This is a genomic window from Nocardioides sp. Root122 (assembly GCF_001425025.1).
Classification (GTDB): domain Bacteria; phylum Actinomycetota; class Actinomycetes; order Propionibacteriales; family Nocardioidaceae; genus Nocardioides.
On sequence record NZ_LMDE01000011.1, the window covers coordinates 75,089 to 88,715 of the forward strand.

General features: G+C 72.8%; 16 protein-coding genes and 1 tRNA gene. 7 read left to right on the forward strand and 10 right to left on the reverse strand.

Features of this window, described 5'->3' with window-relative positions:
• Positions 1-111 precede the first annotated feature (111 nt).
• Positions 112-876, forward strand: a complete 765-nt coding sequence (locus tag ASC64_RS13135; RefSeq protein ID WP_056908005.1) for a hypothetical protein — start codon at positions 112-114, stop codon at positions 874-876.
• Positions 877-882: 6 nt separating this feature from the next.
• Here the strand turns inward: ASC64_RS13135 and ASC64_RS13140 are convergent, their stop codons facing one another.
• A complete protein-coding gene (locus ASC64_RS13140) occupies positions 883-1,413 on the reverse strand; it encodes a DUF4870 domain-containing protein (RefSeq protein WP_082550459.1) in 531 nt (176 codons plus the stop codon).
• 289 nt (positions 1,414-1,702) lie between these two features.
• Here ASC64_RS13140 and ASC64_RS13145 point away from each other — a divergent pair, with 289 nt between their 5' ends.
• The 4 genes from ASC64_RS13145 to ASC64_RS13160 are packed head-to-tail and all read left to right on the forward strand — an operon-like array spanning position 1,703 to position 4,571.
• Positions 1,703-2,269 (forward strand): ArsR/SmtB family transcription factor, encoded by a 567-nt coding sequence (locus tag ASC64_RS13145; RefSeq protein ID WP_200937746.1) that lies wholly within the window; start codon positions 1,703-1,705, stop codon positions 2,267-2,269.
• Positions 2,266-3,519, forward strand: a complete 1,254-nt coding sequence (locus tag ASC64_RS13150) for an MFS transporter (RefSeq protein ID WP_056908006.1) — start codon at positions 2,266-2,268, stop codon at positions 3,517-3,519. Before ASC64_RS13145 ends, ASC64_RS13150 begins: the two co-directional genes overlap by 4 nt.
• Before the next feature lie 9 nt (positions 3,520-3,528).
• On the forward strand, positions 3,529-4,290 hold the full coding sequence (locus ASC64_RS13155; protein WP_056908007.1) for an SDR family NAD(P)-dependent oxidoreductase: 762 nt from the start codon (positions 3,529-3,531) through the stop codon (positions 4,288-4,290).
• Positions 4,290-4,571: an ankyrin repeat domain-containing protein gene (locus ASC64_RS13160; protein WP_056908008.1), complete on the forward strand. Its 282-nt coding sequence runs from the start codon at positions 4,290-4,292 to the stop codon at positions 4,569-4,571. The genes ASC64_RS13155 and ASC64_RS13160 overlap by 1 nt, the downstream gene beginning before the upstream one ends.
• Here ASC64_RS13160 and ASC64_RS13165 read toward each other — a convergent pair.
• Together ASC64_RS13165 and rocD are read right to left on the reverse strand one after the other, a co-directional pair.
• Positions 4,564-5,949, reverse strand: coding sequence for a DUF6226 family protein (locus ASC64_RS13165; RefSeq protein ID WP_056908009.1), 1,386 nt, complete (start codon positions 5,947-5,949; stop codon positions 4,564-4,566). The genes ASC64_RS13160 and ASC64_RS13165 overlap by 8 nt on opposite strands.
• Positions 5,950-5,962: 13 nt before the next feature.
• On the reverse strand, positions 5,963-7,198 hold the full coding sequence (gene rocD / locus ASC64_RS13170) for an ornithine--oxo-acid transaminase (protein WP_156385187.1): 1,236 nt from the start codon (positions 7,196-7,198) through the stop codon (positions 5,963-5,965).
• 126 nt (positions 7,199-7,324) lie between these two features.
• Between rocD and ASC64_RS13175 the strand changes: the two genes are divergently transcribed.
• Positions 7,325-8,200 (forward strand): NAD(P)-dependent oxidoreductase, encoded by an 876-nt coding sequence (locus ASC64_RS13175; RefSeq protein ID WP_056908010.1) that lies wholly within the window; start codon positions 7,325-7,327, stop codon positions 8,198-8,200.
• A 156-nt stretch (positions 8,201-8,356) separates the two neighbouring features.
• On the opposite strand, the gene ASC64_RS13180 is transcribed toward ASC64_RS13175, so the two are convergent.
• From ASC64_RS13180 to ASC64_RS13205, 7 genes are all read right to left on the reverse strand, one after another.
• Positions 8,357-8,432 (reverse strand) — tRNA-Ala (locus tag ASC64_RS13180).
• Positions 8,433-8,514: 82 nt separating this feature from the next.
• Entirely contained in the window at positions 8,515-8,985 is a 471-nt protein-coding gene (locus tag ASC64_RS13185; protein WP_200937747.1) for a DUF4112 domain-containing protein, read from the reverse strand.
• Positions 8,982-9,605 carry a histidine phosphatase family protein gene (locus ASC64_RS13190; RefSeq protein WP_056908011.1) on the reverse strand — a complete coding sequence of 208 codons (624 nt, stop codon included), beginning with the start codon at positions 9,603-9,605 and terminating at the stop codon, positions 8,982-8,984. Before ASC64_RS13190 ends, ASC64_RS13185 begins: the two co-directional genes overlap by 4 nt.
• The gene (rsfS, locus tag ASC64_RS13195; RefSeq protein WP_056908012.1) at positions 9,602-9,961 is read right to left on the reverse strand and encodes a ribosome silencing factor; all 360 of its coding nucleotides are present in this window, start codon (positions 9,959-9,961) and stop codon (positions 9,602-9,604) included. The genes ASC64_RS13190 and rsfS overlap by 4 nt, the downstream gene beginning before the upstream one ends.
• A complete protein-coding gene (gene nadD / locus ASC64_RS13200) occupies positions 9,958-10,587 on the reverse strand; it encodes a nicotinate-nucleotide adenylyltransferase (protein WP_439956824.1) in 630 nt (209 codons plus the stop codon). The genes rsfS and nadD overlap by 4 nt, the downstream gene beginning before the upstream one ends.
• Positions 10,588-10,591: 4 nt before the next feature.
• Positions 10,592-10,744: a hypothetical protein gene (locus tag ASC64_RS22515; RefSeq protein WP_200937748.1), complete on the reverse strand. Its 153-nt coding sequence runs from the start codon at positions 10,742-10,744 to the stop codon at positions 10,592-10,594.
• Positions 10,745-10,774: 30 nt separating this feature from the next.
• Positions 10,775-12,025 carry a glutamate-5-semialdehyde dehydrogenase gene (locus ASC64_RS13205; protein WP_056908013.1) on the reverse strand — a complete coding sequence of 417 codons (1,251 nt, stop codon included), beginning with the start codon at positions 12,023-12,025 and terminating at the stop codon, positions 10,775-10,777.
• Between the two features lie 39 nt (positions 12,026-12,064).
• Between ASC64_RS13205 and ASC64_RS13210 the strand changes: the two genes are divergently transcribed.
• The gene (locus ASC64_RS13210) at positions 12,065-13,600 is read left to right on the forward strand and encodes a hypothetical protein (RefSeq protein ID WP_056908014.1); all 1,536 of its coding nucleotides are present in this window, start codon (positions 12,065-12,067) and stop codon (positions 13,598-13,600) included.
• Positions 13,601-13,627 lie beyond the last annotated feature (27 nt).

Sequence of the window (13,627 nt, forward strand, 5' to 3'; positions counted from 1 at the left end):
CCCTCACATGGAGGGGTGGCCGCGTGTCGGTCTCCGTGGGTGGGAGATCCCGATCAGCGCGGCTGTCGAAGAAGGAGCTGCTCGTGCACGAGAGACAGCATACTCGCTCCCATGGCCGCTGACCTGAGCAGGTACGACGACTGGCTCGCGTTCCTCACCGGGCTCCCCGGCCGCGTGCCGACCCTCCAGGTGGTCGTGGTCAACGGCTCGGCTGTCACCGGGGGGTGGGACGAGCACTCCGACCTCGACGTCGAGGCGTGGTGCAGCGGCGACGCCTCGACGACGTACGACGCCGTGCTCGAGCTGGTGCAGCGGGACTTCGACGTCGACCACGTCTGGCAGCTGCCGGAGGCCACGTGGCCGACCGGGCGGCAGTGCTTCGTCCACCTCCAGCCCGACGCCGGTGACCTCAGCCGCCCGACCCGGCTCGTCGACCTCGTCGTCCTGACCACTCCCGAGGTGCTCACCATGGACACCCGGCGCCACGGCGTGCCGCTGGTGCTGCACGACCCCGACGGGTTGCTGGTCCTGGCGGACGACGACGAGGCCGAGCTGCAGGAGCAGCGGCGGCAGGCGGTCGCCCAGACCGCCGCCCGGCGCCAGACCGCTGCCTGGCTGGTGGAGCGGGCCATCGCCCGCGGCGACCTCGCCGAGGCGACGTCGCTGCACCTGCGGTTCGCGGTCGAGCCGCTGGTGCGGCTGCTGCGGGTCCAGCACTGCCCGGCACGGCACGACTTCGGGCTGCGCTACCTGCGCACCGACCTGCCCGCCGGGATGGCGGAGCGGGTGGAAGCACTGATGCCCGGGCCGGACCTCGCGGTCCGGTCCCGGGCAGCGTTCGCGTGGCAGGACGAGGTCCTGCGCGACCTCAGCTGAGGGTCGTCACTTGACGAACTGCGGGGTGAGCGGCGGCGTCCACCACTCCCCGTTGTAGGCCTTCACCGCGCCGATCACGTGCAGGACGCCCGCCACCACGAACGCCGCGGCGAGCGCCGGCAGCATCACGACCAGGCCCAGGCCCAGCGTGAAGATGGCGATCGGGATGGTGAGGATGCCGAGCACGAGCAGCCAGATGAACATGGTGATCTGGATGTTGATGGAGTTGGCCGCGTGGCTGCGGACGAAGGGCCCACGGTCCTTGTGGATCACGTAGACGGCGATCGAGGCGAGGAAGCCGAGGAAGCCGGCCGAGCAGATCATCGCGACGACGGCGCCGGCGTGGCTGATCGCACCCCACGTGCGCTCGTCCTCGGGCGACATCGTCGCCGGGGCGGTGCCGTAGGCGGCCTGCGGCTGCTGGCCGTAGCCCTGGGTGGGGTGGCTCTGGGTGGGGTGGCTCTGGGACTGGTAGCCCGGGGTCGGGTAGCCCTGGGTGGGCTGGCCCTGCGGGTCGGTCGGGTACTGGTCGGACATCTCTCTCACTCCTCGGCGGGCCGGTGCGGCCCCTGCGTGAGGACCAGCCAAGCACGTCCCCGGGACGAATTCACCCGTTCCGGGGTCCGGTCAGGGTCGGGTCGGGGGTGGTTCCGGGGCGGCCCCCTCCGGCCCCCTCGCGGTAGTCCAGTGGCGAACGGTCGTCCGGTACGTGGGTCGGCAACCGCTGGCCACTGGACTACCCCGATAACGACTGCCCAAGAAGTGTTTGACAGTCGCGTCGGCTGCCTGCACACTCACTCCCCGACGACGGGTGGAGGGTGGAGCGTTGGGGGACACGGACGAGGCGGTCGCGCGGCTGCGCGCCACCGCGCACCCGCTGCGGCTGCGGATCCTCTCGCTGCTGACGGGCGAGGCGATGAGCGCGGCCGAGGTGGCCCGCGCGCTGGACACCACCCACGCCAACGCGTCGTACCACCTCCGGGTGTTGCACGACGCCGGCAAGCTCCTGGTCGAGGGCGAGGAGAAGATCCGCGGCGGCGTGGCCAAGCGCTACCGGTACGACGCCACGCGCGAGGTGGCCGACCGCAGCCCGGACGTCGACGACCGGATCGCCTACGCGCGGGCCAGCGCCGCCGAGGTCGAGCGCCGCCTGCTCAGCGCCGCCCGCGGCCCGGCGACCTCGAGCGACCTCGAGACGTGGGTGACCCCGGAGACGTGGCAACGGGCGGTGGACCTCCTCCACGAGGCCTCCCAGCTGCTGCACGGCGCGGCCCTCCCCACGGGGACGCCTGGCACCGTGCACGTCAGCGCCACCCACACCGCCTTCACGATGACCGGCGGTCTCACCGGCGAGGACGCCCGCCGAGCCGTCGACCCGGAGGAGCAGCGATGACGACCTGGGCCACCTCGTTCGCGCCGCTGCGCAACCGCAACTTCGCGTGGTACTTCTCCTCGCGCTTCGTCAACACGCTCGGCAACATGATGTCCAACGTCGCGCTCGCCTTCGCGGTGCTCGACATCAGCGACTCGGCGAGCGCGCTGGGGCAGGTGCTCGCGGCCCACATGGCGCCCATGGTGCTGCTGCTGCTCTACGGCGGCGTGATCGCCGACCGGTTCCCGCGGGTGGCGGTCCTCCAGTTCTCCAACCTCGCCTCGGCGCTGACCCAGGGCGCCATCGCGGTGCTCGTGCTCACCGGGCACGCCGAGATCTGGATGCTGCTCGTCCTGGCCGCCGCCCACGGCGTGGTGAGCGGGGTCGGCTTCCCGGCGATGGCGAGCGTGCTGCCGAGCCTGGTGCCGCGCGCGCAGCTCCAGCCGGCCAACGCGCTCGTGTCGCTGACCCGCAACGGCCTGACCGTCCTCGGACCCAGCGTCGGGGCGCTCCTCGTGGTCACCGTCGGGCCCGGCTGGGCGCTGGCGGTCGACGCGGGGACCTGGCTGCTGAGCGCGCTCCTGCTGCTGCCGATCACGATCCCGCCGCGCGAGCCGCGCAGCGGGTCGTCCAGCACGATCCGCGAGCTGCGCGAGGGGTGGGGCTTCTTCTGGGCCACGCCCTGGCTGTGGGTCGTGGTCGTCGGCTTCGGCGTGATGAACGCGATCCACGGCGGTGCCTGGAACACGCTCGGCCCGGTCGTGGCCGACGACACCATCGGCCGCCAGGGCTGGGGCTACGTGCTCTCGGCGGAGGCGATCGGTCTGGTGCTGACCACCGTCGTGCTGCTGTGGCTGCCGCTCCAGCGGCCGCTGCTCTACGGGATGATCGGCATGTTCGCGTTCGTCCCGCCGATGGTGCTGCTCGGCGTCCACCCGAGCCTGGGCTGGCTGGTCGCCGCGTCGTTCCTCGCCGGGGTCGGCGTCGAGGTCTTCGGCATGGGGTGGAACCTCGCGATGCAGGAGAACATCGACGACTCGATGCTCTCGCGCGCCTACTCCTACGACGCCCTCGGGTCCTTCGTGGCGATCCCGATCGGCCAGGTCGCCTACGGGCCGCTGGCGCAGGTGGTCGGCGTGGAGCAGCTCCTGGTCGCCTCGGGAGTGGCGTACGCCGTCGTCGTCGCGCTCGTGCTGTGCTCCAGGTCCGTGCGCGACCTGCCGCGCACCCCGGTCACCCCGACGGAACCCGTGACGACCGCCACGCCGTAGGGTCCCGGCATGGGAGTCATGGACATGTTCCGCCTCGACGGCAAGGTCGTCATCGTCACCGGTGCCTCCAGCGGGCTGGGCGTCGCCTTCGCCCACTGCTTCGCCGAGGCGGGCGCCGACCTCATGCTCGGCGCGCGCCGGGTCGAGAAGCTCGAGCGGGTCGCGGCATCGGTGCGCTCGACCGGTCGCCGGGTGCACACCGTCGCGACCGACGTGGCCGACCCCGACCAGTGCCAGCGGCTGGTCGACGAGGCGATGGCGAAGTTCGGGCGCGTCGACGTGCTCGTCAACAACGCCGGCATCGGCACGGCGGTGCCCGCCACCCGGGAGACCCCCGAGCAGTTCCGCTCCGTCATCGACGTCAACCTCAACGGCTGCTACTGGATGGCGCAGGCGTGTGGCCGGGTGATGCAGCCGGGCTCGAGCATCATCAACATCTCCTCGATCCTCGGCATCACCACCGGTGGCCTGCCGCAGGCGGCGTACTCCGCCTCGAAGGCCGGCCTGGGCGGGCTGACCCGCGACCTGGCCCAGCAGTGGACTGGCCGCAAGGGCATCCGCGTGAACGCCCTCGCGCCGGGCTTCTTCGCCTCGGAGATGACCGAGACCTACCCCGACGGCTACCTCGACCTGGCCATGCAGCGCGTGCCGGCGGGCCGCAAGGGCGACCCGCACGAGCTGGCCGCGACCGCGGTGTGGCTGGCCTCCGACGCCGGTGGCTACGTCACCGGGCAGATGATCCCGGTCGACGGCGGCCTCACCATCGCCTGATGTCCCACGGGGACTACAAGGCGTTCTTCGCCGCAGCCTGCGCCGGTGACGTGGAGCTGGTCGAGCACCACCTCGACGCCGGCGTCGACGTGGACTTCGTGCACCCCGAGCTCCAGTCGACCGCGCTGGTCGCGGCCATCGAGGAGCGGCGCTCCGACGTCGCCCTGCTTCTCCTCGACCGCGGGGCGTCACCCACCCTGGTCTCCCCGCTGGAGGGCACGACGCCGGGCGAGGCGGCCCGGGCCGCCGGTCTGACGGCGGTCGTCGACCGGCTCAGCTGAGCCAGGGATCGCCGGCGACCACCCCGTCGGTACGGCGTCCCTCCGCGGCCTCGTCCAGCCAGCGCTCCGCGTCGGCCACGCCGTTGGCCCCCCAGCCGTCGAGATGCCGCGTGACGACCCTGGACCCCTCCCGCACGGCGTAGACACCCCCGGAGAGCGCGAGCACGAACGCGTCGTCCACCGTCTCCAGCAGGTCGGCCGAGCCGGTGTCGCAGGCGTCGCAGCCGCAGTCCGGCTGGCGCTCGAGGACCTCCACAGGCTCGCCGACGCCGATCTGGACGAACGCCTCCTCGGCCGACTGCGACGGGGCCACGCCCACGACGATCGGTTGCGTCCCCGGCTTTCCGCGCACCACCGTGACGCGGGTCGGCGTGAGGACGGGCTCGCCCTGCCACGTGAGCGACGACGGCTCGACCGACCCGGCCGTCCCGATCCCGGCCGTGGTGATCGCCTCGACCCACGCGTCGGCGCGGACGGCGAGGAGCTGGTACTTCTCCGGGTCCAGGCAGCGGGAGTACTCCTCCTCCAGCGGCTCCCGTCCGCCGGGACGGGGGTTCGGCCAGTCCGCCAGGTCGCCGCGCAGTCGAGTGAACGCCTCGTCGACCGTGGACAGCAGCGCCGCCGCCGCGAACCTGCGGCGGTCCGGGCGCGTCGAGACATCCACGCCGTCGAGCACGACCATGCCTCCTCCGTGGGGCGTCGACACGCTGATCGAGGTCGGTTGCGCCACGTCATCGGTGGTGAAGGTCGCCCACGCGGTCCCGTCCGTGCGGACCGGCTCCCCCAGCGGCGCCAGCATGATGCTGACATGCCCGCCGGCCTCGGTGAAGACCCGGCGGGGGAAGTGCCGGTCGGCGACGAAACCCAGCGCCACCAGCAGGTCCGCGACCCGGTCGGGATCGCGCGGCGTGAGCCCGACCGACTCCACCACGGCGCCGTCCGCGGGGCCGGGAGGCATCGGGGTCGTCCACTCGATCAGGAACGGGAGCGCGTCGTCGTAGGGCCCGGCATCGACGTCGCAGACCACCCACTCGACGAGGTCGCCGTCCGGGGTGCGTCGCGAGCCCGGCACGGCGGGCGCCGGGTCGAAGCCGGCGTCGACGAGCGCCGCACGCGCCGCCTCCATGTCGTCGACGGCGACCGCCCACGAGATCGGGCCGCGGGCCCCGCGGACGCGGTCGAGCCAAGGGTTCGACTCGTCCCGCCCGGCCGCGATCAGCTCGACGTACGCCGGTCGCGGACCGCGGACGAGCACGTTCTCCGTGCCGACCGGGTGGACTCCCCCGCGCTCGGCGGGCAGGCCGGCGGCACGCCAGCGGGTCGCCGCCGCGTCGAGGTCCTCGACGGCGACGACGAGGTGGTCGAAGCGCGCGGCCACTCGACGCCGACCGTCAGCCCGCGAGGATCTCGGTGACCGCGCGGACCAGCCCGGCGATGTCCTCGTCGCTGGCCACCAGCGGCGGGGCGAAGCGGACGGTGGAGCCGTGGGTGTCCTTGGCCAGGATGCCGCGGGCCATCAGCGCCTCGGACATCTGCCGGCCGCTCATCAGCGTCGGGTCGATGTCGATGCCGGCCCACGCGCCGCGCACCCGTACGTCGGACAGGCCGTTGCCCACGAGCGGGCGGAAGCCGGCCTCGAGCAGGTCGCCGATCTCGGCGGACCGGGCCTGGAAGGTGCCCTCCTCGAGCATCGCGACGACCTCGGTGCCGATGGCCGCGGCGAGCGGGTTGCCACCGAAGGTGGAGCCGTGCGATCCGGGCGTGATGACGTCCATGACCTCGTGGTCGGCCGCGATCGCGGAGACCGGGTAGATGCCGCCGCCGAGGGCCTTGCCCATGACGTAGATGTCGGGGACGACGTCCTCGTGGTCGCACGCGAAGGTGCGGCCGGAGCGGGCCAGGCCGGACTGGATCTCGTCGGCGACCATCAGCACGTTGCGCTCGGTGCAGAGCTCGCGCAGCGCGCGCAGGAAGCCCTCGGGCGGCATGACCACGCCGCCCTCGCCCTGGATCGGCTCGAAGAGCACAGCGACGGTGGTGTCGTCGATGGCAGCGGCGATCGAGTCGATGTCGCCGTACTTCACGCTGCGGAAGCCGGTGGTGAACGGGGCGTAGCCCGAGGTGGCGACCTCGTCGTCGGAGAAGCTCACGATCGTGGTGGTGCGGCCGTGGAAGTTGCCCTCCATGGTGATGATCGAGGCCTGCCCGGCGGGCACGCCCTTGACCTCGTAGCCCCACTTGCGGCTGACCTTGATGGCGGTCTCGACGGCCTCGGCGCCGGAGTTCATCGGCAGGACCATGTCCTTGCCGGTCAGCCGGGCCAGGGCCTCGGCGAAGCCGCTCAGCTTGTCGTTGAAGAAGGCGCGGCTGGTCAGCGTGAGCCGGCCCAGCTGCTCGCGCGCGACCGCGACGAGGCGCTCGTTGGAGTGGCCGAAGTTGAGCGCGGAGTAGCCCGCGAGGCAGTCCAGGTAGCGCTTGCCGTCGACGTCGATGACCCACGCGCCGTCGCCCTCGGAGAGCACCACCGGCAGCGGGTGGTAGTTGTGCGCTGCGTAGCGCTCGGTCGCCTCGATGTGGGCGGCGGTGAGCTCAGACATGGTGCCGGTGGAGAGGTCAGTCGCGGTCATGGGCACATGGTGCCACCGCCCCGACGTTTCCGCCGAAGCGACGAGGCCACTGGTTCGCAGGTGGCCCGCGACAGGGCCCGCACCCGGCTGGTGTCATCGGCTGGACACCTGCGAAGGAGGCACACGATGGACGACTCGGACCTGGTCGGCTTCATCGGGCTCGGGCACATGGGCGAGCCGATCGCGCTCAACCTGCTGCGGTCCGGACGGCGGCTCGTGGTGTGGACGCGGCGCCCGGAGCGGGTGCGCGAGCTCGTGCACCTCGGCGCCGAGGGTGCGGCCGACGTGGGCGAGGTGCTCGCCCGCTGCGAGGTGGTGCTCCTCATGCTCTCCGACGCGGCTGCGCTGGCGGAGGTGCTCGGCTGGGACGGCTCACGCTTCGCCCAGCGCCTGGAGGGACGCACCCTGGTCAACCTCGGCACGGTCTCGACGACCTCGGCCGAAGCGCTCCGCCAGCGGGTGCGGGATGCGGGCGGACGCTACGTCGAGGCTCCCGTGTCGGGATCGCGCGTGCCGGCGCAGCGCGGCGAGCTGGTCGTCATGCTGGCCGGTGACGGTGACCTCGACGCCGTCGAGCGGCTCCTCGCACCCACCAGCCGCGCCGTCGTGCGGTGCGGCGAGGTCCCGGCCGCCACCGCCACCAAGCTGTCGGTCAACGCCTTCCTCGTCAGCCTCGTCACCGCGCTGGCGGAGTCGGTCCACCTGGCCGAGCGCAGCGGGGTCGACCTGGAGGTGTTCCACCGGGTGCTCGACTCCGGGCCGATGGCCAGCGCCGTGTCGACGATGCGCCTGGCAGCCATGCTCGAGCGCGACTACGCGCCGCAGACCGCCATCGACGACGTCGCCCGCAACTGCGCGCTCGTGCTCGAGCTCGCCGCCGCGGCGGGCACCGACGCGCCGATGGCCCGCCAGAGCCACGCGCTCTACACCCGCTCCTCCGACCTCGGCTTCGGCGCTGACGACATGGCAGCCGTGGTGGAGGCGCTGCGCCACTCCTCCTGACGGGAAACGAGCGATTGGCCTGGGCCAGGCCGTCGGCGGTAGTCCACCGGGAAGCGGTCGTCGGGCGACCTCCCGGACCGCCATCGCCCGGTGGACTACCGCCCGACCGGCGCCCCGGAACCACAGAAGTCCGGCGCTCTGCGCCGGACTTCTCGTTGGTGGAGCTGAGGGGACTCGAACCCCTGACCCTCTGCATGCCATGCAGATGCGCTACCAGCTGCGCCACAGCCCCAACATCGTCCTTCCGTGGAGCCGGAAGGACAACGCGGAGAACATTAGCCGACGCCGGCGGCGAGGAGAAATCGGGGTGTCCCTCAGCTGATCCAGCGCACCAGCAACCAGATCGAGAGGACCGCGACGGCGAGCCCGGCGAGGATCGGCACGACGGTGAGGGCGAGCGCCCCGGCGACGTAGGCCGCGCTGGGCGGCTCGCGCAGCGGCTCCCGCTCGACCTCGCGGAGCAGCAGGTGGAGGTTCTTCCGGTTGGCCCGGTGGGCCACGTCGAGCAGGTCGCCGACGCCGGGGACCAGGCCCAGCAACGCGTCGACGACGAGGTTGAGCGCCATCCGGGCGAGCACGGCCATCGGCACCCGCGCCAGGATCGCGTCGCGCACGATCACCGTCGACAGCGCGCTCCCGACCGCGTCGCCGATGCCGGGCAGCAGGCCGAGGACGGCGTCGAGGCCGACGCCGACCCGGGTGCCGGGCACGGTCACCGCGTCGTCCATCACCTTGGCCAGCTGCCGGCTCAGCCGGAGGTCGACCTCGCGCGCCCGGCCGCTCACGCGACGACCCGGTTCCAGGCCACCAGCCGCCAGCGGTCGGCGCCGCCCGTCCAGGTCGACGCGCCGTGCTCGAGCACGATCCACCCGCAGTTGGCCAGCACGCCGAGCGCCTCCCCTGCGCCGGCGAGGCCGAGGAACGCCGGGACGGCGACGCGCAGCGCCGCGCCGTGGGAGACGACGATGCCGGTCTCCCCCTCGCCCAGCGAGTCGGCGTACGACGTCAGGGCGGGCAGGTAGCGGGCGAGCACGTCGTCGTCGGTCTCGCGGCCGGGGATGCTCGCGATGTCACCGGCGAGGAGCGCGGCGTGCTCCTCGGGGTGCGCGGCGGCGTACTGCTCATTCGTGAGGCCGGTGCGGTTCGGGCCGACGTCGAACTCGCGCAGCCGGGGGTCGAGGACCGGCTCGAGCGCGGCTTCCGCCGCGACGTGGGCCGCCGTCTGCGCGGCGCGGGACAGGTCCGAGCTCCAGACCGCGACCGGCGCGAGCGCGGCGAGGTAGGGCGCCACCGCCTTGGACTGCGCCTGTCCCTCCGCGTCGAGCGGGATGTCGGCGTGGCCCTGGGCGCGCCCGGTGTCGTTCCACTCCGTGCGACCGTGCCGGAGCAGGACCAGGCGCCTCACTGCAGGTCGAGCGGGATGAGCGGGCAGTCGCCCCAGAGACGCTCGAGGGCGTAGAAGGAGCGCTCCTCCTCGTGCTGGACGTGCACGACGATCTCACCGTAGTCGAGCAGCACCCAGCGGCCCTCGCGGTGGCCTTCGCGCCGGATCGGCTTGGCGCCGGCCTCGCGGAGCTTGTCCTCCACCTCGTCGACGATCGCTCCTACAGCGCGCTCGTTGGTGGCGCTGGCGAGCACGAAGGCGTCGGTGATGGCGAGCTGGTCGCTCACGTCGAAGGCCAGCACCTGGTCGGCCTTCTTGTCGTGGGCCGCCTGGGCGGCAACGGCGACGAGCTCGAGGGCGTGGTCGGTGGCAGTCATGGTGCGTCCTTGCTGGTGGGGGCCGAGTAGAGGTCGTGCTTGGCGATGTACTGGACGACGCCGTCGGGCACGAGGTACCAGACCGGCTCGCCGCGACGCTTGCGGTCGCGGCAGTCCGTGGAGGAGATCGCCAGGGCGGGGATCTCGACCATGGTGACCCGCTCGGCGGGGATCTTGGCCAACGCCTCGGGGTCCATCTCGTAGCCGGGCCGGGTGCAGCCGACGAAGTTGGCGAGGTCGAAGAGCTCGTCGGCGTCGCGCCACGTGAAGATGTCGGCGAGCGCGTCGGCGCCGGTGATGAAGAACAGCTCGGCGTCGGGCATCTCGGCCTTGAGGTCGCGGAGCGTGTCGATCGTGTAGGTCTTGCCCTCGCGGTCGATGTCGACGCGGGAGACGTTGAAGCGCGGGTTGGCCGCGGTCGCCACCACGGTCATCAGGTAGCGGTGCTCGGCCTCGGTGACCCGGCGGTCGCTCTTCTGCCAGGGGTCGCCCGTGGGGACGAAGATGACCTCGTCGAGGTCGAACCAGGCCTGCACCTCCGACGCGGCCACGAGGTGGCCGTGGTGGATGGGGTCGAAGGTGCCACCCATCACGCCGACGCGGCGAGGCGCCTTCCGGTCCGGCACGGGATCAGCTGTGCTCGCGGCCGCCACCGAACGAGATCACTGCCAGCAGCAGGACGAGCAGCAGGCCCAGCGCGATGGCACCCACGACGTAGGGGTGGATCGCGGGGTCGCCGTGCTCGGCGGACTCGGCGGCAAGCGTGGTGACGGTGCTCAGCATGGGCGCGATCCTATCGCCTGCGCCCGGGGGTCAGCGCACGTGGCCGTCGCCGACCACGACGTACTTGCTCGACGTCATCTCCGGCAGCCCCATCGGGCCGCGCGCGTGCAACTTCTGGGTGGAGATCCCGATCTCGGCCCCAAAGCCGAACTCGCCGCCGTCGGTGAAGCGCGTCGAGGCGTTGACGACGACGGCAGCGGAGTCGACCGCGGCGACGAAGCGACGGATGGTGCCCTGGTCGCGTGCCACGATCGCCTCGGTGTGACCGGACGAGAAGCGGCGGATGTGCGCGATCGCCCCCTCGACGTCGGGGACCACCGCAGCAGAGATCTCCAGCGCCAGGAACTCCGCGCCGTGGTCCTCCTCGGTCGCCGTCACCACGTCGTCGTACTCGGCGAACGCGGGGTCGCCGTGGATCGTCACGCCCGCCGCCTGGAGTGCCTCGATGACCGTCGGCAGGAACTCGTCGGCGACGTCCTCGTGCACGAGTAGCGACTCCGCCGCGTTGCAGACGCTGGTGCGCTGCGTCTTGGCGTTGAGCACGATCGCCAGCGCCTGCTCGAGGTCGGCCGAGGCGTCGACGTAGACGTGGCAGTTGCCCACCCCTGTCTCGATCACGGGCACCGTCGACTCCTCCACGACGCTGCGGATCAGCCCGGCACCGCCGCGCGGGATCAGCACGTCGACGAGGCCGCGGGCCCGCATCAGCGCCTTGACGCTGTCGTGGGTGTCGCCCGGCACGAGCTGTACGACGTCCTCCGGCAGGCCGGTGCCGGCGAGCGCGCCGCGCATCGCCGCCACGATCGCGGCATTGCTCGACCGGGCGCTGGAGGAGCCGCGCAGCAGGACCGCGTTGCCCGCCTTGAGGCAGATGCCGGCCGCATCGGCGGTGACGTTGGGCCGCGCCTCGTAGATCATGCCGACCACCCCGAACGGCACGCGCACCTGGCGCAGCTCGAGCCCGTTGGCCAGCGTGCTGCCGCGCAGCACCTCCCCCACCGGGTCCGGCAGACCCGCGACGTCGCGCAGTCCCTGCGCCATCGCGGCGAGGCGGTCCTCGTCGAGCCGGAGCCGGTCGACGATGTTGGCCGGGGTGCCGCCGGACTCGGCCCGCGCGACGTCCTCGGAGTTGGCGGCGAGGATCTCGCTCCTCGAGGCGAGCAGCGCGTCGGCCATCGCGTGCAGCGCGGCGTCCTTCGTCGCCCGGGTCGCCGTGGCGAGCACGTGGCTCGCGGTGCGGGCGCGACCGGCGACCTCGCGGACTGCTTCCTCGCTGCTCATGGCGACCAGCGTAGGTCGAGCGGACCTAGGGTGAGGCGCATGTCTCGCATCACGGGGGTGGTCGTCGCACTGGCGACGGCAGCGGCGGTCCTGTCCGGCTCGACGGCTGACGCCGGGACGGGCGCAGCAGCGCCGCCGACGGCGTCGCTGCCCCACGAGATCCCCGGTGGCGTGGAGCTCACCCTCGCCGCTGGCGACCTGCTCCGCCTCTGGGCCGCCGAGGACCACGGGGCCGTGTGGTCCCGGCGCTACGACGCCGCGACCTCGGCCTGGGGCGCGCGGGCCGTGGTGCTCAGGAAGAAGAACCTCCTCTGCGGCGACGTCGACGCGCGGACCGCCAGGGGCGCCGTCGCCCTCATCGCCGAGTGCGACCGCTACGGCTGGTCCGAGGACCAGGCGCCGACCTCCTCGCGGGCGCTCTGGTCGGCCGACACCCGCACATGGACGTCGTACCGGCTGGAGGGCGAGGCCTATGAGGAGCCCGGCATCTCACCCGACGGCAGCCGGGCGGTGTGGCCGGAGTCCGACGGCTACGTCACCTTCGGTCCGGCGGGATTCAGCCGGCACGCCCTGATGACGCCAGGCCAGGAGTACACCGCGACGACCACGATCGCGGACACCGGCCAGGTGTCCTACCTCTACGGCTCCTTCCGCCGCGGATGCCACCTGGTCGCACTGACCCGCACCGGCGACGCCGCGCCCTCCCGGCAGGTCGTCGCGTTCGACACAGGGTGCTCGGACAGCGACCTCGCCAACGTCGACTCCGACACGACGCTGTTCGGTGACTTCTCCGACCCCGCCCAGGTCACCGTCATCTCGCGTGCCGACGCAGCCTCGCCGTGGGGCGTCACCGCGATCGCCCCTTCCTCCGCACCCGGGCTCGACCGCGCCGGCGGGCGCCGGCTGCCCACCGACTTCGTCGAGGCGAGAGGCTTCCCGCTCCTCGCGCTCGGAGCCGGTCGGGGCCAGCCGATCAGGGCGCAGGCGTACGACCCGGCAACGCAGACGTGGGGCCCCTCGACGGTGGCCTACGACCCGGGCGGCAGGACGTGCCGGTGGGGCGACAACTGGATCGCGGAGCCGTTGGCGGTCGTGGCTGTCACCGTGCGCTGCGGCAGGCGTTCCGTGGTCCTGACCACGTCCGACACCGTGACGTGGCAGGCGCTGCGCATGGGCCGCCACGTGCCCGGCATCTCCCCCGACGGCACCTACGTCGCCGTCCCCGGACCGAGCAGCACCTCGGTCATCTCGCCGGAGCGCGGAGTCGTGACCCTCCCTATCGGCGTGCGGGGCGCGTGCGACGTCGTCGTGCCCGACGGTCCCGGCGGCGCCGTGCTCCTGACCGCCGCCGGGCGCCGCCGCGGCTGGCCGACCGTCCTGCAGCACTCCTCACCGACCGGCTGGGAACGGCTCTCCCGGACGAACCTCCCCACGTTCGCGCCCACCTGCGTCGCCGCGCGCTCGGCCGCCTACGACCTGCCCTACCGCTTCGACATCTACAGCAGGTGGGCGGGCTACACCGTCCAGGTCGTGCAGCGGGGCTCGGAGTGGACGACCTGGCGCAGCCGGTCCTGACCCCGGACGCGCGACGGCCCGGCAGGA

Excerpts from the sequence above, each read along its gene's own strand:
- ASC64_RS13135 (WP_056908005.1), top strand. The coding sequence starts at position 112 with ATGGCCGCTGACCTGAGCAGGTACGACGACTGGCTCGCGTTCCTCACC.
- ASC64_RS13140 (WP_082550459.1), bottom strand. The coding sequence starts at position 1,413 with ATGTCCGACCAGTACCCGACCGACCCGCAGGGCCAGCCCACCCAGGGC.
- ASC64_RS13150 (WP_056908006.1), top strand. The coding sequence starts at position 2,266 with ATGACGACCTGGGCCACCTCGTTCGCGCCGCTGCGCAACCGCAACTTC.
- ASC64_RS13155 (WP_056908007.1), top strand. The coding sequence starts at position 3,529 with ATGGGAGTCATGGACATGTTCCGCCTCGACGGCAAGGTCGTCATCGTC.
- ASC64_RS13160 (WP_056908008.1), top strand. The coding sequence starts at position 4,290 with ATGTCCCACGGGGACTACAAGGCGTTCTTCGCCGCAGCCTGCGCCGGT.
- rocD (WP_156385187.1), bottom strand. The coding sequence starts at position 7,198 with ATGACCGCGACTGACCTCTCCACCGGCACCATGTCTGAGCTCACCGCC.
- ASC64_RS13175 (WP_056908010.1), top strand. The coding sequence starts at position 7,325 with ATGGACGACTCGGACCTGGTCGGCTTCATCGGGCTCGGGCACATGGGC.
- rsfS (WP_056908012.1), bottom strand. The coding sequence starts at position 9,961 with ATGACTGCCACCGACCACGCCCTCGAGCTCGTCGCCGTTGCCGCCCAG.
- ASC64_RS22515 (WP_200937748.1), bottom strand. The coding sequence starts at position 10,744 with ATGCTGAGCACCGTCACCACGCTTGCCGCCGAGTCCGCCGAGCACGGC.
- ASC64_RS13205 (WP_056908013.1), bottom strand. The coding sequence starts at position 12,025 with ATGAGCAGCGAGGAAGCAGTCCGCGAGGTCGCCGGTCGCGCCCGCACC.
- ASC64_RS13210 (WP_056908014.1), top strand. The coding sequence starts at position 12,065 with ATGTCTCGCATCACGGGGGTGGTCGTCGCACTGGCGACGGCAGCGGCG.